A 21711-nucleotide genomic window follows, 5' to 3' on the forward strand; every position below is an offset into this window, starting at 1 on the left:
CTATATGGCAATCCCATCTTCTGAACTTATCTTAAATCCAGATGGTAGTATCTACCATTTACATTTGCGTCCAGAACATATGTCACCCACAATTATTACCGTAGGTGATCCTGACCGTGTAGATACGGTAACTTCATATTTTGATACCATTACACATACGGTACAACGTAGAGAGTTTAAAACAACCGTAGGCACCTATAAAGGGAAAGCAATTACCGTGATTTCTACGGGGATTGGAACCGATAATATTGATATTGTTCTTAACGAATTAGATGCCCTTGTAAACATTGATTTGGAGACAAGAGTAGTAAAAGATACACATACAAAATTAGATGTCATACGCATTGGGACTAGTGGTGCTATTCAAGATAACATTCCTACAGATTCATTTTTAGTGAGTGACATGGCTATAGGTCTTGACGCCTTATTACATTTTTATGACAGTACGGCCATACAACACTATGATATGCAAAAAGCATTTGTAAATCACATGAATTGGTCTCCTCAAAAAAGCGAACCTTATGTAGTTACGTGTGATCGTGATCTTGCCACTCATTTCATGTCAGATCAAATTATAAAAGGAATTACTGCGACCAATATTGGTTTTTATGGTCCACAAGGCAGAGTTCTTCGATTACAAACTTCTGATCCTAGTATGAATGAGAAGTTGGGGGAATTCCGCTTTCGCGAAAGCAAAATTACCAACCTAGAAATGGAAACAGCAGGTATTTATGGTCTTTGTAAATTATTAGGTCATAGAGCACTATCATTAAATGCCATTTTAGCAAATCGAGCTACAGGTGTTTTTAGTAAGCAACCTAGTAAAACGATAAATGAGCTCATTATATATACCTTAGACCGTATCGCGACTATGTAAGTAGATTTCCTTAATTTTACACTAGATTACACTCATACATGAAGAAGATAAAAATAGGCGGCGTTCCTGAACATTTTAACCTTCCATGGCATCTGGCCTTAGAAGAAGGATTATTTGAAAAAGCTGGAGTATCTGTAGAATGGATTGAATTTCCTGAAGGTACTGGAGCTATGAATAAAGCATTACGAGCAAAAGAAATAGATCTAGCGGTGATTCTTACGGGTGGTGTCATTAAAGATATTGCAAACGGAAACCCTTCAAAAATTTTACAATTATATGTTTCTTCTCCATTATTATGGGGAGTGCATGTACCACATGATAGCGCGTTTACAACTATAGATGAGCTAGAACATGCCAAAGCAGCGATAAGTCGTTATGGATCTGGATCACATGTAATGGCGCATGTACAGGCGAAACAAAGGGGTTGGGATACCTCAAAATTGGCATTTGAAGTTGTAAATACTTTAGAAAATGCCGTTGACGCACTTACTAATGGAGAAGCAGATTATTTTATGTGGGAGCATTTTACAACAAAACCTATCGTAGATGCAGGTATTTTTAGAAGAGTAGGTGATTTTCCTACACCTTGGAGTTGTTTTGTCATTGCTGGAACTCCTGAGGCAATCGCATCTAAAAATGATGCTATAAAAAGTGTATTAAAAATAATTAATACCATAACGTATGATTTTAAAAATATTCCGTCTATAGATCATATGCTTGCACATCGCTATGAACAAAAACTGGAAGATATTCAAAAGTGGTTATCTGGTACCGTTTGGTCACAAGAACAAATCACTTCTGAAGAAATAAGCGAAGTACAATCAAAATTATTAGAATTACAAATGATTGAAAAAGAATTAGATACAGATAATTTTTACGTTAATTTATAATAATTTGTATTTTTTTTAACTTTAGACGCAACCTTTTACTAGTTGAAGCATCTATAGAGTATAATTATTAATTTGGGGCTATGAGTACATTTTTTATTGTAATCGGTATTTTAGTAGTAGTAAATTTTTTACTGCTTCAATTCAGTTGTAATAAAGGCATTGAAACCGAGCCCGACGAAGAATAAGTTTAGATTTCTATATATAACACAATACTAAATGGCGCTGAAGCTTAATTCAAATTTTCGGCGTCATTTTTTTATGTCTTTACTTTAAAATGCAATGAGAAAAATTTTATTTGTTTGTTCTGCAAATAAACAACGATCAAAAACTGCTGCTGATTATTTTTCAAAAAAATATCCTTCTGTTCAATTTGATTCGGCTGGAACAAATCACAAAGTCTGTATAAAGGAAGGAACACAACCATTAACTCATGAACTTATGAATTGGGCTGATGTAGTTATCACAATGGAGGAAAAACATAAAACTATTATTATAGAAATAGGTGATATTAAATATCAAGAAAAAATACAGGTAGTATCAATTCCAGATGATTTTACTTATTATCAAAAAGAACTTATATCTATTTTAGAACAAAAAGTGACTCCTTTAATTACCAACTAATCACTTACCAAGCTATTTCTTTCTCTCCAAAAGATTCTAGCAATTCATTTGTTTTACTAAAATGTTTATTCCCGAACCAATACCCCCTATTTGCACTTAATGGCGACGGATGTCCTGAGGTGAGCACGTGATGTTTAGAGGTATCGATCTTAGCGCCTTTCTTTTTAGCATATCCGCCCCAAAGAAGGAAAATGATATTTGTACGCTTTCGCGAAAGCGTATGAATGACAGCATCCGTAAATGTTTCCCATCCCTTACGTTGATGAGATCCTGCTTCATGAGCTCGTACCGTCAAGGTGGCATTAAGCAGTAAAATTCCTTGCGAAGCCCAACGTTCTAAATTACCCGTTTGTGGAAACGGAATTCCTAGATCGGTTTCTATTTCTTTAAAAATATTGATCAGTGATGGGGGCATCGCAATATGGTCATTTACAGAAAAACACAATCCGTTAGCTTGTCCTACTCCATGATAGGGATCTTGTCCTAAAACAACCACTTTTACATCTTCAAATGGACAATGATCAAAAGCGTTAAATATCTGATCCCCTTTAGGAAAACAAGTATGTGAAGAATATTCTTCTTTTACAAATGTGATTAAATTTTTAAAATAATCTTTCTCAAACTCTTCTACAAGTTGTTCCTTCCAACTAGCGTGTATATTTACATTCATCTTCTTATACCTTACTATGGTAAAGGTACATGCTTCTTCTTAAAAATTATCAAGACATTCTAGAATATTATCTATTTTAATCATATTCATTAATACCGTATAATACTTCTTTCATTTTACTACCATTAATTTCAACAGGTTTATAGGCTGTATTAAATTTGTCTATCGCAATGGTAATATTATTTTTAAGCTTTGTATACTCTGCAGGAATTTTTGTAGCACATTGTTCTTCATTTTCATAACTGCTCAACATGATTCCAAATTTCTCATAAAACTTCCCTCCTTGGTCTATGTGAGAGTTGTATTGTATGATAAACTGTAATAGTCTATCTATAGGAAATTCTAAATTAATTTGCATTTTGTGAGCACGATAACGCTGATTTTCATCTTGAATAATGCTATTCAATGTCTCTAAATACTGATATAAATGCTCTCTTACCTCATCCCAATCATCACTACCTCTACATTCTTTTAAAGCAGTTTGATACTTAATAGGTTTTGTAAAATCCACAAAGAGTTTTTCAAGTTCTTTAATAATATTATCATTACTTTTCTGAAGAAAAGCTGTTTCAAAATAGATGGTATTAAGGTCATTATGCATACGTAATGTGAAGTCTAAAATACATGCTACTTCTTTCAATTCATTTTCTTTTTCTTGTTTAGATCCATTACTACTTGTAAATAGGGAAACAAAAGAATGCAGTATAGATGTATAAATATTATCCCCTAAAATAGAGGGAAGTGAGAACCCCATTTTTTTATATTGATTATTAGAAAGGTCATCTTTTAGTTTTTTAAATTCGGGATACTGATTAGGGTTACTCAGATTATTAATTTCATTAAACGTGGCTACCGATGTAAAATGATGATCTAAGGATAATGTTTTTTCATATAGTATTTTGATAATCTGTAGTCCTTTTAGATATCGTATTTTACTCAAATCTGAAACTTCAGAAAGTGCATTAAGCACTAATTGATCTTGAAGTTGATCTTTCTGAATAAGCAATGCAACTTGTTGTTCTAATATAATTGTGTTTTTTAATTTTAAATTAGTAACATGTAATTGAGTTTCTAATGGTTTATTAAGGTTTCGATATTTTTGAGAGATAGATGCTGTTTCTTCCATTAAATCCATAAGAAGAACTTCTAATTCATCGGCATCAGAAGTAGTCATGCTATAACAGAACTGACCTGTAAACAACACGAATAATAAAAAAGCAACATATTTCATAATATTAGAGTTTAAAGGTTATTATCAAGTTTTCTTTTGTAACGTATACTGGGTAGTATCCTTTTTTAATAACAATAGTTTGTGATGGTATTTTTAAATGACTAACTAAGGTGTTACTAAATGTAAAATCATCGCCCATTGTAAAGAATAGTATTGTTTTAATATCGGAATCTAGTATCGGTCTTCCTACAATTTGAGTTTCTTCTATTGAACTGATAAGGCTTCTATCTATAGTAAACGTGATGGTATTTGTATGATATGTAATAATGGTATTGGTACTGTCTCTATTTTTATCATTGTTTATACTACATAATCCATTAGTCCCTCTACAATGCCTACCACTAAAATTTGTATTGCCTGAAGTTTCATTTCTACCTGCTCCCATTTGTGATATGCCAGGATTGGTATACCATATACACAAGAATATTACTATTACTTTTATCATAATTTCAAACCTAAAGGGTGACATTATTACTATTTAGATAGGCTAGTGTTTTGTTGTTCAAAATACTAGCCTATTAAATTATTTAATCCCAAAAATCAGCAGAATTTCTTGCTGTACTAAAGAAACAATCCATCAAAAAAGAGTCGTAGTCAGAAAGATCATTTTCAGATCGTACTTTTCCTTCTGCATAATCAAGATTTGCATTAAATGAATCTTGTGTATTGCTATTTAAAAGTAAAATCAAATAATCGCGAAACTTTTGTGTATTTACATTATCAGGTAAATATTTTAAAATGAATTCGATGATTTTATCATTATCATTAGGAATTCTTAAATATATGCTCTCTTGAACAATTTGATTATAATCTTTTTTTGTAAGTATTGGGGTGATACCTTTTGGGTATACACGTCCATCACTTATTACGAAATCATAAAAAGTATTACGATTATAGGTGGAATGTTTATCAAAATAATCAGCAATAATTTGATTATGTAGTTGCCCTATATGATCATTTTGATTATCTGAAGTTCTTGATTTATTAGACATTCTAGAATTTCCTGAATTCATGGCTGACTTTCCTGATTCGACCGCTGCTGCTTCTGCATGCTCTACAGCAGAAGATTCACTAGAGTAAGCCACAGAAGCACTACCGCCTCCTAATATAGCCCCTCCACCTATAGCTACCCAACCAGCAGGTGTAATAGAACCTACATTAATTAAAGATCCTACAGATCCTGCACCTCCTAAAGCACCTCCTGCATCTACCAATGCTTTTTTCCACCATGGTTTACCTCCTCCTGTAGATCCTGGCACCTGTGCGGGTTGGGCATTTACGCCTACTGTTAAAAAGAAAATTAGTACTGTCGAAAGTATGGTCATTCTATGTATAAAAGTTTTCATAATATGGTTGTATTATTAGTTTACCTACTCATACGCTTTTCGGTTTCCGCGATTTTTAATGTTTTTATCTAACATATTGTGTTTTCTGTAAGACAATCTACCTTGTAGAAAAAGTCTCTATTTTCTCTTAAAAAATCAATTCATAAATACATTTGGTTTTAATTATTATTCGTTTTTAATATTTTAAAAATCAAACAACTAACAAGAAAAATATGTGTTGATTTCTGATACAAATGTTTAGTAAACTGTCAGAAAAAACAAGGAGATATACTCGGTAATTTAAGAATCAAGAGTCTTCATTTAAGAATGAAGATTTTATAAACGATGCATGTCATGCAAACTATTTTTTAAGTGATTTTGTTAAAGAAGGATGAATGTTCTATCTTTAAAATCCTTTACTATAAGCCATTAGCAAAAGACTTTAACCAACATCAAATGCAAATAAGGAAGTATACCTGTATCTTTATTTTTACTGTTTTAATGTCTTCAATACTTTTTTCTCAAGAACGAACATTAGATTCTCTCGCTACACTTGATTATAAAGACATAAAGAAGCTAATCTATAAATCAGAAAATGACTCTCTTATTTGTCAAACTTACATTCAAGCGTATTTAAATAAAGCCAAAAAAGAAAATGATTCTTTAGAAATAGCTAGAGGATATTATTTCAAAATAATTTCTACAAAAGAAGATGAAAAGTTTTTTCACCTTTATGATACAATTATAGAAATATCAAAAAAAATTGAAAAACAGAATTTTCCTGCAGCGGCATACTTTGATAAAGGAGTCTATTATCATAGAAAATATTTGTATAAAAATGCCTTAAACAATTATATAAAAGCGGCACAATATAATCATGGAAGTAGAAAAGAACATTTAAATTTTTTAATTGATCAAAGTCTAGGACAACTTAAGTCTACTATTGGGAAAAATCAAGAAGCCCTTACAATCACAAAAAAATGCTATAAGTATGTTATTGAGAAAAATTATAGAGATGAGAACTCCCCTTTATATTATAATGTACTATTCTCCCTTGCAGATGCATATAGGAAAATGAATTATTTGGATTCAGCTAGAGTCTATAATCGATTGGGATTATTGGATAAAAATGAATCAGAGACATCCATAAACTATTATCATTTTTTATTACTAGATGGTATTTTAAAATTAGAAGACAAACAATATGTTGAAGCAGAGATTAATATCTCAAGAGCATTACCTCATATAGAAAAAGTTAAAGATCAAACAACTATCGCAAAGGGATATTTTTATTTAGGAAAGACGTATTCGTATTTAAAAAACGAAGAAAAATCTATTTTAAATTATAAAAAAGTAGATAGTATTGTTCAAAAAACCAACAATATTGCACCAGAATTCACTAATGCCTATCAACAAATCATAAAGTATTATGAAAAAAAAGTAAATCTAGAACAACAATTAAAATATACAGTAAAACTTATTAAGGTAGATAGTATTTTAGATAACCGTTATAAATATGTAAACCAAGAAATCATAGACAAATTTGCAATTCCTAATCTAATTAACAGCAAAGAACAACTTATACATCAATTACAACTTGACAAGAAAAAATCAAATACTTCATCTGCTATCTTAATCCTTATGTTATCTGGAATTATTGGAGTTACAATATTCCAATACAAAAAGAAAATATTCTATAAAAAAAGATTTGAAGAATTAATTCATACTGATAAACCTAAAGAGACTATAACAAGTAAAATCTCTGAAACTTCACCACCAGATATTCCTAAAGAAATACTAGAACCATTGTTAATGAAATTATCAAAATTTGAAGCTTCAAATTCTTATACTAATTCTAAAATCACACTGAATAGTCTTGCACTAAAAATGCAAACTAACAGCAATTATTTGTCTAAAGTTATTAATCACTATAAACAAAAAAGTTTTGTCTCTTATATAAAAGAATTACGTATTGAATATGCTTTTAATCAACTAAAAACACAGCCTAAATTACGCCGTTTTACGATTAAAGCAATTGCTGAAGAATGTGGTTTTAAAAGCGCTGAATCTTTTTCTAAAACCTTCTATAAAGCATATGGTATTTATCCTTCTTATTTTATAAAAAAACTAAATACTTTAAAGTAATTAAAGGTCTTTATTTATGAATCAAGATGACCAAAACCTTTCATAAAATATCATTAATAAGTTATTTCTCTTAACTTTAGGTGTAATTAAACCAAAAACTAGAATTATGAAAAAAAGTAACCAAGATTCAAAATTACAGTTTCAAAAAGCAAATATTGCAAATTTGAATAATCCTAATTTATACAAAATAAAAGGAGGGGAATCACAAGAACCTTCAGATTCTGTTTCTTGGACTGTAATAAGGTCTGGCTTCAAATGTGATGAATTGTCTTTAACCACTTCTGGATAACAATTTCAAAGCAATACTAATATATAAATGGTCTTAGATGTTTCTAACAAAACATCTAAGACCTCCCTTCTTCTAATAAATTATAGTATTGAGATTATTTATTCTGTACTTTTGTCGCGCTATAATGGCTATGAACTATAATTTATAAAGAAAAAATATCCTGTGATGATTGAGTAAGCATCTCATCATCACTGCATCAATACGATGATAAACATACATCAAAAAACACTTAAAGATCTTGAATTCCATACGGTTTGCGAACATGTCTCAGAACGTTGTGTAACAGATCATGGAAAAGAAAAAGCATTGGCCATTGTTCCGTATGCATCTTCCAAAGAAGTACTCTTTGGTTTGCATCAAACCAATGAATATGTCTCCTCTAAATTTCATGAAACAGTCATTCCTAATCATGGATATGATCCTATAGATCGTGAAATTAAATTTCTAGATATAGAAGACAGTGTTTTAGAAAGAGGAAGTTTTAAGAAACTTTCTAGTATTTCTGAAACGGTCAATATTCATCTAAAATTTTTCAAAAAATACCAAGAAAAATACCCTACACTCCATCAAACAGTAGTAGCAACAGAGTATACCACTATTATTATAGATGCCGTTAATGCGGTTTTTGATCGCTATGGTGAATTACGTGATGATGCATCTCCCCTTTTACAAACAACCCGTAGAAGTATCAATCAAGTAAAAGGAAGAATTAATTCTAGTTTTGCATCGGCATTAGGACAATATCAAGGGTATGGATATCTAGATGATATCAGAGAATCTGTAGTTGAAAATGTACGTGTACTCGCTGTGACAGCGATGCATAGACGTAAGGTAAAAGGAGCCATTATGGGAAGCTCTAAAACAGGAAGTATTGTATATATACAACCAGAAGCTACCTTACAAGCACAGAGAGAACTCAATAATTTGCTTTTTGAGGAAGATGAAGAAATCAAACGTATCTTAAAAGCACTTACCAATACCGTACGTCCTTTCATTTCTTTATTTATTGAATACCAAGAGCTATTAAGTACTATAGATGTTATTGCTGCTAAAGCAAAATATGCTTCAACCCTAAAAGCAATTTTGCCAACCATTACAAAAGATAGAGAACTCACACTTAAAGATGCTTACCACCCACTACTATATCTAAGCAATACAGCCAAAGGAGAAAAAACCTTCCCACAAGACATTAAGCTAGATGCAAATAGTCGCATTATTGTGATTTCTGGCCCCAATGCAGGAGGAAAAAGTATTACCCTCAAAACAGTAGGATTATTACAGATTATGCTTCAAAGCGGCATGCTCATACCCGTACATGAGTATTCTAGAGTTTGTCTTTTTAATAGAGTCCTTACAGACATAGGAGATAACCAAAGTATCGAAAACCACCTAAGTACCTATAGTTATCGTCTTAAGAATATGAATTACTTTCTTAAGAAATGTGATAAATATACCCTATTCCTCATCGATGAATTTGGTACAGGATCAGACCCTGAATTAGGAGGCGCTCTCGCCGAAACCTTCTTAGAAGTATTTCATGAGCGTGAAAGCTATGGTATCATTACAACCCATTATGCCAATCTTAAAATGATGGCCAATGAGACCAAGGAGATCGTCAATGCCAATATGCTTTTTGATGCAAGAACATTAGAGCCTTTATTCAAATTACACTTAGGAGAAGCAGGAAGCTCATTTACTTTTGAAGTTGCTCAGAAGAATGGCATCCCTTACTCGCTTATTAACCGCTCTAAAAAGAAAGTAGAGCGTGGCAAAATACGTTTTGATAAGAGTATTGCCAATCTTCAAAAAGAACGTAGTAAACTCGCTAAAACAACCTCTACACTTAAAGAAAAAGAACAAAAAGCGATACAACAAGATCAAAAATTACAAGAGATCAATGCAAAAGTGCAGGCAAAATTAGAGAACTATCAAGAACTCTATGATAGCAATCAGCGTCTTATTTATCTAGGTCAAAAACTAGATACAGTGAGTGAGAAGTTTTATCGCGATAAAAAGAAACGCGAACTCGTTGCAGAGCTTATGAAAATTGTTCAGATAGAAAATTCTAAACGTAAGAAACAGTCAGCAAAAGCAGCAAAAGCTCAGAAACAAAAAGAAAATCAAATTAAACAAGAGGTTGAGAAAAAGGTAGCCGTTATTCGAAAAAAGAAAGTAGAAGCCAAAAAAGAAGCCCCTAAAGTAGAAAAACCAAAACCTATCTTAAAAGTAGGCGATCGTGTGCGCATGTATGACGGAAAAGCTGTGGGCATCATAGACCTCATAGAAAAAGGAAAAGCGACCGTAGATTATGGAATGTTTACCACAAAGGTATCTGTAGATCAACTAGAATTAGTACAAGCCAAAAAGAAAAAGTAATCAGTAATTATACATTTAAAACAAATGAAAGTCTTAGTAATAGTATTGCTTTTATGTATAATAACAGATGTAACCTCTTGTCAGAATTCACAAAATAATTCTCACGATCTCTTTGGAAAATGGCAATGTTATCATAAAGAACTTGAAGATGGCACTACAAAAAGTACAGACCTATTTAATGGTGAAGAATTTGAATTTTCTTGTGACAGATTAACCTTTATACTTAGATCTGATTTTACAGGATCAGAATCTCTTAATGGATTGAATTTTAAATACAAAAGAAATGATTCTATTCTTACATTAGGAAATCGACAATATATCATTGAAAAATTAACCAACACTGAGCTTATCATAAGAGAGTACGACACTAAACAAATAAGTCTATCTACTTTTAGACAAAAATTTAAAAAGAAAGAATAATACTTTCAAGAAACGCAGAGACGCAGAAGTTTATACTGAGCGTAGTCGAAGTACGTAAACGCACAAAGAAGCTTAACAAGATTTTACAATAACTCTATGATACGGGTAGTATCTTTGTAAAAGTAATTAATAACAAGTGAAGTATTGGGATAAAATTCCCGCCTTCGCAGTAATGAAATGGAAGTACCTAAAGACAAAAAAATAATTCTATTTGATGGCGTTTGTAACCTCTGCAATAGCTCTATTACTTTTGTTATCAAACATGATCCAAATGACCTTTTTAGATATGCGCCTTTACAAAGTGATTTAGGGAAATTATTAATGGATAAACATCAAATTGATCCTAGTAAAACAGACTCTATTATTCTTGTAGATCAAGACAAAGCATATACGAAATCCTCGGCGGCATTGCATATTGCACGTTCGCTTTCTGGTGGATACCCACTACTTGCTGTATTTTTAATCATCCCTCCTTTTCTTAGAAATCTAGTGTACGATTTTATTGCTCGCAATCGCTATAAGTGGTATGGAAAAAAAGAATCCTGTATGATTCCTACGCCAGAATTAAAAGCTAAGTTTTTAGGGTAATATGGTATTTCTACTAACCTGCCTTTCTACAGACAGAGACGGAAATCTCATCCCTATCTCAATAAGCTACTTTACGAACTAAAAGAGCTACTTCCCTCATTATTGGTTTTGTAAAAGGTATCAAGTACCTAGTTTTGATATCAAATCAAGAAACCATGCAAAAAATAACACTCCTAGTTTTTATGCTTTTTATATACGCTTTCGCGAAAGCGTATAATCAACCCAACAAATTGGTATGCATAGAAGAAACAACCTCAGAAAAATCAATCACATCAGATGTCTCTCAAGTAACGGTATACTTGAATGGCGCAGAAGTAGAACGTATCAGTAATACCTTTATAAAACAAGGAACTACTATTTTGACTTTTGAAAACCTCTCCAATACGATAGATGAAAACAGTATTCAAGTCGCTGGACTTGGCGAAGCTTCTATTCTTTCTATAAACTATGGAATAGACTACCTCACTAAACAAAAAAATACGGAAGAAGTAGAAGCACTTCAAAAAGATAAAAAAGACATCACAGTTCGTATCAAAAAAATCAATAATCAGATTTTAGGACTTCAAAAAGAAGAAGAGGTTATTAATTTGAATCAAAAGTTAGGAAGTACGACACAAGAAATCAATTTAGAAAAAATCAAAGCACTCGCTACCTATTACAGACAACGTATAACAGCGATTAAAAATGAAATCTTAGATGCCGAACAAAAGAGACAAGAACTTAATATACAGCTACAAGATATTTTAAAGCAATACAATGAATTGAATATTACAGAGCAAAAAAGCACAGGTAAAATCACCTTAAAAATAAACAGTGAACAACAAACCTCGCTATCGTTAAAACTAACATACAATGTTGCAAATGCTGGCTGGTATCCTATCTATGATCTAAAAGCAAAAACTATAAACACTCCATTAGATCTTTCTTATAAAGCACATGTATATCAAAATACAGGCGCTGCATGGGATGATGTATCTCTGGTTATTTCTACAGGAGATCCAAGCACTAATAATATCAAACCCAAAGTCAACACTAAGTATTTACAGTTTGTGTCTAATTATTATAAAAATATGAATAGAAGAACAAAAACTCATAATTACAAATACAATGCTAATGTAAAGCGTGTTACTGGTATTATCATGGAAGAAAATGGTCCACTACCAGGGGCTGAAGTCATTATAAAAGGAACAAGTATAGTCACACAAACTGATTTTGATGGACGTTATACTATAGAGGTTCCTAACGGAAAAGAACTCGTATTTTCTTATGTAGGTTATCAAACGCAAGAGCTTCCTATATATGCAAGTACGATGAATGTAACATTGGATGGCACTAATAATCTGGATGAAGTTATCGTAACGGCTCAAGGAGTGAAAAAAGAAGCGAAAGCATTAGGATATGCTGTAAGTGAAGTCGCATCAGAAGATATAGAAAGGTATTTATCAGGCAATGCTTCTGGCGTTGCTATCAATCAAACAGCAACGGGAGATATCAAATTAGAAGGACTTACCGCTACTCGATTTGAAATTAAAAAGAACTATTCTATTCCTTCAGATGGTGATGTGACCGTTATTGAAGTAGATACGTTTGAAATTCCTGCAACCTATGAATACTTTGCCGCTCCAATCATTAATGAAAATGTATTCTTAACTGCAAGTTTTAAAGATTGGGCGCGTTACAGTTTATTACCTGGAGAAGCCAATGTATACTTTGAAGGAAGCTTCTCTGGGAAAACATTTATTGATCCATTGGCTACTACAGAAGAACTTACCGTTTCATTAGGTGTAGATCCTAATGTTGCGGTCACACGTAAACAAGTAGACAATTTTAAAGCTACTTCTTTTATAGGTTCGCAACGCATTGTAGACAATACCTATGAGATTAAAATCAAAAACAACAAAGCCACACCTATCCATCTAAAACTAGTAGATAGAATTCCAAAATCACAACATAAAGAAATCAAAGTAGATGATATCGAAACTGGTGATGCCGCTTATGAGAAAGAAACGGGCATCTTAAAATGGATACTCGATATTGATTCAAATAGTAACGCCGAAAAGGAATTTTCATATGAAATACGATATCCAAAAGCAAGACGCATTAATTTATAAAACAGAATATTATAAAGCAAAAAGGAGAAATCCCATGAGAACTTCTCCTTTTTACTTTACTACGTACAATATATACTAGTAAGGAAGACAATAAGGGTCACCATTATAATTTGTTGTACATACGCCAGGGCAATGTGGTGGTCCGCAATCCCAACCCATAGTGTTTGCTGTGCAAACTAAGGTACTTATAAGTCTTATTCCTCCTTCTATACGCTGTTGTTCCGTTTTGTTTAGGGAAGTACCTAAACTTGAAATTTTCTTTAACATACTATAAGTTTTTATGGTTAATAATAACACTAAGATAACAAAAACAACTGATTATCAAATAATTACGGAAAAACCGTAGTTTGATAGTAAAAGGAATGTTTTTAGAAGAAATAATTGAATTTAGATTAGGAATAACTTTTAAGCCCTTGTGAAAATATTATGTAAAATATTAATTATCAAACACTTAAAACTTTGGCACGTTCCTTGGTTTATACTACCCAAGAAACGTACGCCGAGAGTCGGTAACGTAATAACCCTAAATATTTTTATATATGAAAAAGTTAGTCGTATTAGTAGTTTTATTCCTAGGAGGAATGACTGCTCAAGCAAATGAAGTGACGAATCTCGATCACGCAAACACAACAGGGATACGTTACAATGTGCCACAAAAAATCAAATTTGTACAACGTGGTGTGAAGTTTATTGTTTTTCCAAATGGAGAGTTTGATTTTAAGTTTTTAAATCCTCAACATCACGGAAGACGCGGATATAACGCTCCAGGCACAACCTATAACAATCGTAGAAGAGGCTATGTTTCTTATGATTATTATGGAAATGTCACTAAAGTAGGACGTAATTATATTTATTACAACCGTAACTGTGATGTAAATCAGATTGGAAATGTCACATTAAGATATAGAAATGGTAGATTGGTACGTGTAGGGAATTTAAGAATATTCTATAACCGTTATGGAGAAATTGCACACACTGAAGGACATGTAATTTATAATGACCATTATGGTACCAATGATTACTATAATGATGATCCGTATAATGGAAGAAAAAGAAACCGTAACAGCGCAGGCGCTAGAAGCGGTAAAAGATAATAGATTTTTGGTTGGTTAGTTTTGGGAAACCTCGTAAAGCATTTGTTTTACGGGGTTTTTCTCTTTAGTTAAAACATAGACACTAATTTCTCTCCCTCTGGGAGAGATGCCCAAAGGGCAGAGAGGGATTTCGCGAAATCGAACTTGTGAGACCTGCCTGTCGGCAGGCAGGTTCACGACTGCAAGGAGAGTGAAACAGTAAAGCGAATTTATGAGACCTGAACGCCAGCAGGCAGGTTTACGACTACATCGAAGCCTATAAAGAACTATTAAAAAAACAGTCCTTTCATTAAAAAACACAAACCACTGAAACTACGGATTATACCCTTCTGAAAACTTTAAATTCAGCATATAAGACCCCATATTTGTAGCGAAGTATATGTAAATATTGGGGTTGTTTACATGCAAAATAGGCGCTTTCTAAAAAGCGTCTATTTTCATCTAATGATCCATTAAAGTGTAATAAAAAGATCATCTATGTACGAATTTAAGCCAAGATCTAAAGTAGTACCACAATTAAAAGCTGTAAAACCAACATCTAAAATAAAACCAGATGCTGAAATAGAAAAGGAGAAAAAAGAAAGTAGCGTTCAGTCTGATATACAAACTCCAGAAAAAACAGATGGTATCAATAGTGTTGGAAATTTAGATACTACCAATGGAATTCAAGATACTACAACTAGTTCAGAAACTGGTGGAGATGCTTTCCAACAACTCATTGCAAAAGATCCTATTACACAAATCTTAGAAAACGATCCTATTACCCAATTATTAGATAATGATCCATTTATACAATTGGTAAATACCACCAATGCACCAAAGAATAAGTTAGCAGAAAAAACAAAAGCTACGACCGAAGCAAACAAAATAAAAGAAGAAGAAGTTCCAGCTATAGAAAAGGCACAAGAACTAAAAGAGAAAAAATCAGCTCAAGATAAACCAAAACTAAAGATTGAGAGTGCATCGCCAGAAGCTGCCATAGGAAGTGTAACTAAGTTACCACCTTTACAGATGTTTAATGCTATGAATGAAGCAAGTGCCGTAGCTGCACAAGCACAAAAAAATCAATTAAACAAAGTGCAAGACGGAATGGAAGAAATCACCATCCCAACCGGCATAGATGCTACCTCTGAAGCCAACCAACCAACACCAAAAGTAGTTGCAAAAGGAAAAACACCTACGATTAAGACACCTACTACTGCTAAAAAAGTAGCCGCTAGTAAAGAAACAAAAAGCCTTGATAAGGCAACGAAAAAAGCACCTCTTGGAAAAGTAACAACCAAGAGAGGTGCCTTTATAAAAGATATTCAAAAGTCTAGAAAAAACCTTGGGAATGTACATACAGCTGCCCAATCAGATCTTGGCGTACAACCTATTACAAATTTTGATGAAGCGTCAAATCCAGCACAAATCCAAGCAAATAATGCTAAAGCACAACAAAGTGTAGGCAATGAATTAGGAAACGCGCAAAAAGCCACAACACAAGACTTTGGAGAAAGTGGTATGTTTCCTAAAAAAGCTAGTAAGAAAGCGAAGATTACCATTAAAACAGCACTTACAGAGCAACGTCAAAGCTTACTTTCAGAGCATACAGAGATGCCAAGTTTTGATGATGCAGAAACAGCAAATATCAATCAAGAATTACAAGCACGTTATCAAGGTGAGATTGCTGCTGCTGAACAAGATATGCAAATGGCTGGCACTGATAAAGACCAGAATATTGCGACAGAAAAGAATAAGCATCATCAAGATATGATGGCTGCTACCGAAGAAGCCAAAGCAACACAACGTTTAGAACGTAATAAAGGCCAAAAAGAAGTTGTCAACCAAAAAGAAAACTGGCAAGCCGAAAATCAGAAGATCAAAGAAGATGCTTCGATACAACTAGCTAAAGAGCAAACTAAGAATGAAGCAAGCATCACTAAAAAACAAGCTGAAGGGAATAAACAAATAGCAGATACCTATGCAAAAGCCGATAAAGATATTGCAGCTAAAACCAAAAAAGCAGATGAAGAGGTTGCTCAACAAGAGAAAGAAGGGGTAGAAAAAGAAGAAAAAGGATGGTTTGATAGCGCAATCGATTGGGTAAGTGACCAATTTGATAAAATCAAAAAAGCTGTCAACTTCATTTTTGATAAGCTACGAGCGGCTATTAAGAGTCTTGTCAACTGGGCAAAAGAAAAAGCCTCTGGTATTATCAATGCCGTAAGAGACTTTGCGATCAAAGCCGTAAAAGCCTTTGGAGAAATTGCAAAATCTGTGGTAAGTGCAGCTCTCTTTATGTTCCCAGAAACAGCCAAGAAATTCAATGCCTTTATTGATAAAAAAGTAGCTCAAACGATAGAGGTCATCAATAAAGTAGCAGATGCCCTTGAGAAAACGGTACATGCATTATTAGATGCGGTAGGAAGAGTAATAGACGCTGTACTCGCAGTATATCAAAAGGTAATGAATGCTGTATTAGATGTACTAGAAGCCATTACGGTGGGTGCTCTAAAACTTATTCAGAAAATAGGTTGGTTAGGAAGTGCTGCCAAAGAATCACCAGATCATTTCTTCCCACAAATGGCAAGTGAATTATTAGGACAAGATGTAGAAGAGCCATTAGAAAATGAAATTCCAAAAGTCTTTGGATTAACAATGGATGATGTGAAGAAGAATGATCTTCTTGCTGCACAAGGTGGTGGTATAGAAACCACTATTCCAACAACCAATGATATAGATGATAGCATCTTTGATAAAGAAAGTTATGTAGCATCAGATTTTGATGTGCCTGTACAAGACGATTTACAGTTAAATGATGCTTTATTAGCTGAGATTGCAGCTATGCCAGACGGTGTACCTGTAGAAATTGGATCTACCACAGCAGATACCAATGGTATAGCTGCGATAAAAGCAGGAAATACAGCAGAAACTGAAGTGTCAAGTGATACAACTGCTACACAAACACCATTCATTACTACAGAGTATATTAACTCCTTAACACCAAAAGATAAAGAAGAAAGCGGATGGGTAGGCCCTTATAAATCTGTAAAAGCAAGAGCTTCTGGCGCTGCTGGTGCGATGCTAGATGCTGTTAAACTATGGTGGGCTGAAAATAAAATAGGGATTATTGCAGCTTTAGTATTAGGTGTTGCTGGTTTAATAGCAGCAAATATCTTGACAGGTGGAGCCATTCTTGCAGCCTTACCACTATTACTGAATATTCTATCTGTATTCTTTGCTGCCGATGCATTGTTCCAATTAGGAAAACATTTCAAAAACTATTTAAGCAAAGCATGGGATAATGATATTAAGGGTGGTGCTAAGAGTATGGCACGTGGTCTAGCCATATTAATTATTGAATTGGTATTTGCCCTTATGTTTGGAGCCAAAGGCGTATTTAAGGCTGCAAAAGCAGGATTAAAAACGGCAAAAGGAGGGCTTAAAACAACACAAAAAGCCATTGTAAAAGGAACTAAAGGATTTGTAAAAGGGCAAGTTAAAAATGGAAAACGTTTATTGGCTGTCACTAGAAACGGATCTAGACGTGCTGTTAAAAATGGCAAGATTGTATTACAAGGCGTAAAACGCGGCAGTGTAAAAGGTGCTAAGAGTTTAAAATCTGCTGGAAGAGTATTATTAAAAAGATTAGGTTTTGATCGTTTTAGAATTACACGTTCTGGTAAACGCTTTAAACTAGAAGGACATATTAATCCATGGGTGTTGTTGGCTAGTGGGGAAGTAAAACATGTTGATAAAGATAAAATTAAAGGAGCTAAAATTGGTGATGAAATCACCGTAGATGGTACAAGAGGACGCCTTATTGGAACAAAGGATATCGAGATTAACTCTCCGTTAGGAAAAGATATAGATAATTCAGGATTTAGCGGAGGTCGTAATGTACGTGATACAGCAGCTCAAACATTAGAAGAAAATAAAAAAATATTTAATCGAATTGATGAAATTGATGCTGATGAAACTTTAGACATTATTCAAAAGAAGAAAAAGATAAAAAATAAATTAAAGGCCCCATCTAGTAAAGCTTTGAATAAGTTAAAAAGTGCTATTAAAAAAGATATTAGAGAACGTCGTAAAAAAGGATTATTACCTGAAGAAGCATTTCCTTCTAAATATGAAGCTCATCACGTAGTACCCAAAGAAATGGAAATTGAATTTGGAAAGGTATTTGATGAATTGGGTATTAACCTTGATGATGCATTTAACGGAACTATGTTACCTCCTGTAAAAGAGTTTGATATAGTAATAGAAAATGCAAGAAAAACATTAAATTCGTCAGAAGTGCCAATTGATTTTTGGAAAAGAGCAAAACATCAAACACATCCTAAATATAATGAAATAATCAGAAAGGATTTATCAGATTTTTTCAATGGTTTCAACAATTTATCTAAAGCTGATAAACTTATAATAAAAGAAGAGTTTTTATTATATATAAAAGAGACTAAAATGACTTTATCTTCATTAACTAATGAAGATACTATTAGAGTTTTAAATTAAGTTAAATTATTAATTTACAATGACATACTACAAAATCAATCATGAAATTGAGACAAATGACATTTATATTTCATTTGAACATGCTACTACGCTCAATAATTTAGTAAATGGAAAAGGCACCAAATTGGATAAAATAAATTATGAAGGGAATGAACCTACTGATTTTTATTCTTTAGAAGGATTTGCTATATCAAAAAAAGCTAAAGATGTATTTTTAAGTCTAAACTTACCATATCTAACTTTTATACCATATACATTTTATTCAATAGATTCTGAGCAGCCATTAGAAATTTTTCTAATGAAAATAGAAAATGAAATAAATTGTATTGATTATGAAGAATCAGATCTATTTATTCTTGGGGACAGGATTAGACGAATTAAAAAACTAGTATTTGATCCTTCTTTTCATATTAAAGAACCATGTATCTTTTATTTAAAAGGCTCTAGTAAATTATTTATTAATGATGAATTTAAAAAAATAATTATTAAAAATAATTTGAAAGGATTTGAATTTATTCCAGTAAGTGAATACAAATCTTAATAATGAATTATTACCTTTTAGAAAGAGATTACAAAGAAGAAGATATTATGATTCCTTTTGAATACCAAGGTTCATTAGAAATAATTTCTGAAGAAAAAAATCATCTTTAGAAAGTATCCCATATATAGGGAGTAATGATACAGATTATTTAATTTCAGGAACACATGTGGTTTCTGAAAATTTTAAAAACTTCATAGAAGAATTAAAAATTCAAGATGTATTATTCCTACCAATTCAAATCGAAAAAGACAAAAAAAAAATAAATTCATTTATTCTAAAATTTTCAAAAAGCAAAGATTGTATTGACTATGATAAATCTGATTTAGTTGAAATACAAGGTTTGATCAGAAAAATAAATAGTCTTAAATTAAGAAATGATTTTAATGAAATGTTTTTTCAGTGCCAAGGTTTAAAGTTGAGAATAATAATTAATGATATAATGAAATCAAAAATTGAGAACTCCGATCTTAAAAAATTAAAATTCAACCCTTTGCCATAATAATAAAATGTACTATCTATTAGAACATGATATTAATAAAGATGATATTTATATTCCTATTGAATATGATGATGGGTTAAATAGTATTTCTGAAGGAAAAAAACTTAGAGTAGATAAAATCTATTTTAAGGGAAAGAATGAATCTGATATGATATCTTTAACAGGACCTGTTATATCAGAAAAAGCAAAAGATTTTTTTTCTAGTTTAAATTTATCATACATAGATTTCATTCCCCACACTTTCTATCACGAAAGTAATAATAAAGAAATCAAAATTATTATGATAATTTATTTGAAGAATAAATTTAACTTTAGAAAAAATGAAAAGAAAATCAAATGAAGAAATTGAGGAAATATTAAAAAAAGATTTCCATAACTTTTTACTAAATAAACAAGCTCCACATTGGATTAAATCATATTCACAATTTGATTTTTATCTTAATAAAAAAACGAAAAAAGTTGAATTAACATCTAGTATTAAAAAAGTAATACTAGAAGATGGAGTAACTTGGGAAAATTCAAAATTAGGAAAACAATTAATTAAGATTGATGATAATGGTAATAAAACAATTCATATATCATATGATAATTGGGAAGATATCCAAATTTATAAATCTGCAATTGATCTTAAATCTTTTGAAGTTGAAACCTTGTATGAATACAATCACATAGAATTATTAAATGAAGAAGACTTTTTTGTTTAGAGACAATTGATAAAAAAAAAATACAATAATATTTTGCATTATATATAATTGATACCAATGGAAATAATAAATTGGAGACTTATGTTTTACATTTAGGGGATAATATTGTAATTATTGAAGCAGAAAAAGTCGAACTTATTGAAGATGGAATATATTACGCATAGGATCGTAAAATAAGATAATTATGCATCAAACTGCTAAATATAATTTCAGAATATCTTGTATAGATACAGAGCAAGACTATATAGAGGTATTTGGAGAAGAAAAAACAGAAGGAATCTTTGGAGTTTCCTTAAATCCTCGCTAGGGAATAGATCTTAAATTTATACCTGAAATTAAAGAAATAGATGATCAATGGCCTTTAAGTCTTGTATTTGACTCTATGTCTATTAATAACATACGAAAAGTAGCCTTATTAGACGCTAGATTTGTAGTTACTCCATCAGAAAAATATCAAGGAAAAGAAATGATTATTTCTGCTCTTGACAGAAAAGAAAAATATGGAAAAGAATTAGAAAAAACTGGTTTACATATTTATAAACATAATGATGTTGATGTAATTATATTTTTCGTTTCGAAAAATGAATTTAGTCATTTTGATGATGAATTGGATGAAATATTCACAACAGATGAAAACTTAACAGTAGGTGATAAAACTTTAATTGAAAGTTTAGAAAAAAAATACGATATAGCTAAGTTTATAAAGGACAGAGTCATTAAATCAAATTATTTATCTAAAGAAGAATTAGCTTCTATTGTAGGCTTCCCCTTTTTAGGACACCTTAAAATTCGACAAATAATTATTATTTAGTTCAGGTTTGATGAAGAATTTA

The 21711-nt window shown here is 31.9% G+C and carries 22 protein-coding genes; 17 read left to right on the forward strand and 5 right to left on the reverse strand.

Annotation, left to right across the window (positions count from 1 at the left end):
- Positions 1-4 precede the first annotated feature (4 nt).
- The 3 genes from Q1A01_RS20360 to Q1A01_RS20370 all read left to right on the forward strand — a co-directional run bounded on the left by Q1A01_RS20360 (position 5) and on the right by Q1A01_RS20370 (position 2388).
- The gene (locus tag Q1A01_RS20360) at positions 5-877 is read left to right on the forward strand and encodes a nucleoside phosphorylase (protein WP_299684560.1); all 873 of its coding nucleotides are present in this window, start codon (positions 5-7) and stop codon (positions 875-877) included.
- A gap of 38 nt (positions 878-915) precedes the next feature.
- Positions 916-1767 carry a substrate-binding domain-containing protein gene (locus tag Q1A01_RS20365; RefSeq protein ID WP_299684562.1) on the forward strand — a complete coding sequence of 284 codons (852 nt, stop codon included), beginning with the start codon at positions 916-918 and terminating at the stop codon, positions 1765-1767.
- A 279-nt stretch (positions 1768-2046) separates the two neighbouring features.
- Entirely contained in the window at positions 2047-2388 is a 342-nt protein-coding gene (locus Q1A01_RS20370; protein WP_299684564.1) for a phosphotyrosine protein phosphatase, read from the forward strand.
- Positions 2389-2392: 4 nt separating this feature from the next.
- On the opposite strand, the gene Q1A01_RS20375 is transcribed toward Q1A01_RS20370, so the two are convergent.
- The 4 genes from Q1A01_RS20375 to Q1A01_RS20390 form a co-directional block, all read right to left on the reverse strand.
- Positions 2393-3058: a uracil-DNA glycosylase gene (locus Q1A01_RS20375; RefSeq protein WP_299684566.1), complete on the reverse strand. Its 666-nt coding sequence runs from the start codon at positions 3056-3058 to the stop codon at positions 2393-2395.
- Positions 3059-3134: 76 nt separating this feature from the next.
- Positions 3135-4289: a hypothetical protein gene (locus Q1A01_RS20380; RefSeq protein WP_299684568.1), complete on the reverse strand. Its 1155-nt coding sequence runs from the start codon at positions 4287-4289 to the stop codon at positions 3135-3137.
- A gap of 4 nt (positions 4290-4293) precedes the next feature.
- Positions 4294-4734 carry a hypothetical protein gene (locus tag Q1A01_RS20385; RefSeq protein WP_299684570.1) on the reverse strand — a complete coding sequence of 147 codons (441 nt, stop codon included), beginning with the start codon at positions 4732-4734 and terminating at the stop codon, positions 4294-4296.
- An 82-nt stretch (positions 4735-4816) separates the two neighbouring features.
- Positions 4817-5635, reverse strand: a complete 819-nt coding sequence (locus Q1A01_RS20390; RefSeq protein ID WP_299684572.1) for a hypothetical protein — start codon at positions 5633-5635, stop codon at positions 4817-4819.
- A gap of 480 nt (positions 5636-6115) precedes the next feature.
- Here Q1A01_RS20390 and Q1A01_RS20395 point away from each other — a divergent pair, with 480 nt between their 5' ends.
- From Q1A01_RS20395 to Q1A01_RS20420, 6 genes are all read left to right on the forward strand, one after another.
- Positions 6116-7759 (forward strand): helix-turn-helix transcriptional regulator, encoded by a 1644-nt coding sequence (locus Q1A01_RS20395; RefSeq protein WP_299684574.1) that lies wholly within the window; start codon positions 6116-6118, stop codon positions 7757-7759.
- A 106-nt stretch (positions 7760-7865) separates the two neighbouring features.
- Positions 7866-8048, forward strand: coding sequence for a class I lanthipeptide (locus Q1A01_RS20400; protein ID WP_299684576.1), 183 nt, complete (start codon positions 7866-7868; stop codon positions 8046-8048).
- 204 nt (positions 8049-8252) lie between these two features.
- On the forward strand, positions 8253-10424 hold the full coding sequence (locus tag Q1A01_RS20405; protein WP_299684577.1) for a DNA mismatch repair protein MutS: 2172 nt from the start codon (positions 8253-8255) through the stop codon (positions 10422-10424).
- Positions 10425-10448: 24 nt separating this feature from the next.
- Positions 10449-10844 (forward strand): hypothetical protein, encoded by a 396-nt coding sequence (locus Q1A01_RS20410; protein WP_299684579.1) that lies wholly within the window; start codon positions 10449-10451, stop codon positions 10842-10844.
- A 177-nt stretch (positions 10845-11021) separates the two neighbouring features.
- Complete coding sequence (locus tag Q1A01_RS20415) at positions 11022-11432, forward strand: thiol-disulfide oxidoreductase DCC family protein (protein ID WP_299684581.1); 411 nt, start codon at positions 11022-11024, stop codon at positions 11430-11432.
- Between the two features lie 155 nt (positions 11433-11587).
- Positions 11588-13543 carry a mucoidy inhibitor MuiA family protein gene (locus Q1A01_RS20420; RefSeq protein ID WP_299684583.1) on the forward strand — a complete coding sequence of 652 codons (1956 nt, stop codon included), beginning with the start codon at positions 11588-11590 and terminating at the stop codon, positions 13541-13543.
- Positions 13544-13618: 75 nt separating this feature from the next.
- Here Q1A01_RS20420 and Q1A01_RS20425 read toward each other — a convergent pair whose 3' ends face one another.
- Positions 13619-13810 carry a hypothetical protein gene (locus Q1A01_RS20425; protein ID WP_299684585.1) on the reverse strand — a complete coding sequence of 64 codons (192 nt, stop codon included), beginning with the start codon at positions 13808-13810 and terminating at the stop codon, positions 13619-13621.
- 272 nt (positions 13811-14082) lie between these two features.
- On the opposite strand from Q1A01_RS20425, the gene Q1A01_RS20430 reads away from it, so the two are divergent.
- From Q1A01_RS20430 to Q1A01_RS20465, 8 genes are all read left to right on the forward strand, one after another.
- Positions 14083-14637: a hypothetical protein gene (locus tag Q1A01_RS20430; RefSeq protein WP_299684587.1), complete on the forward strand. Its 555-nt coding sequence runs from the start codon at positions 14083-14085 to the stop codon at positions 14635-14637.
- 477 nt (positions 14638-15114) lie between these two features.
- Complete coding sequence (locus tag Q1A01_RS20435) at positions 15115-19134, forward strand: AHH domain-containing protein (RefSeq protein ID WP_299684589.1); 4020 nt, start codon at positions 15115-15117, stop codon at positions 19132-19134.
- 19 nt (positions 19135-19153) lie between these two features.
- Positions 19154-19675: a DUF1629 domain-containing protein gene (locus Q1A01_RS20440; protein ID WP_299684591.1), complete on the forward strand. Its 522-nt coding sequence runs from the start codon at positions 19154-19156 to the stop codon at positions 19673-19675.
- A gap of 151 nt (positions 19676-19826) precedes the next feature.
- A complete protein-coding gene (locus Q1A01_RS20445; RefSeq protein WP_366520118.1) occupies positions 19827-20174 on the forward strand; it encodes a DUF1629 domain-containing protein in 348 nt (115 codons plus the stop codon).
- Between the two features lie 7 nt (positions 20175-20181).
- The gene (locus Q1A01_RS20450; RefSeq protein ID WP_299684595.1) at positions 20182-20514 is read left to right on the forward strand and encodes a hypothetical protein; all 333 of its coding nucleotides are present in this window, start codon (positions 20182-20184) and stop codon (positions 20512-20514) included.
- Positions 20495-20878 carry a hypothetical protein gene (locus Q1A01_RS20455; protein ID WP_299684597.1) on the forward strand — a complete coding sequence of 128 codons (384 nt, stop codon included), beginning with the start codon at positions 20495-20497 and terminating at the stop codon, positions 20876-20878. The genes Q1A01_RS20450 and Q1A01_RS20455 overlap by 20 nt, the downstream gene beginning before the upstream one ends.
- A 184-nt stretch (positions 20879-21062) precedes the next feature.
- The gene (locus tag Q1A01_RS20460) at positions 21063-21185 is read left to right on the forward strand and encodes a hypothetical protein (RefSeq protein WP_299684599.1); all 123 of its coding nucleotides are present in this window, start codon (positions 21063-21065) and stop codon (positions 21183-21185) included.
- A 75-nt stretch (positions 21186-21260) separates the two neighbouring features.
- Positions 21261-21689, forward strand: coding sequence for a hypothetical protein (locus tag Q1A01_RS20465; RefSeq protein ID WP_299684601.1), 429 nt, complete (start codon positions 21261-21263; stop codon positions 21687-21689).
- Positions 21690-21711 lie beyond the last annotated feature (22 nt).

The sequence above is a fragment of the uncultured Dokdonia sp. genome, assembly GCF_947492815.1.
Classification (GTDB): Bacteria; Bacteroidota; Bacteroidia; order Flavobacteriales; family Flavobacteriaceae; genus Dokdonia.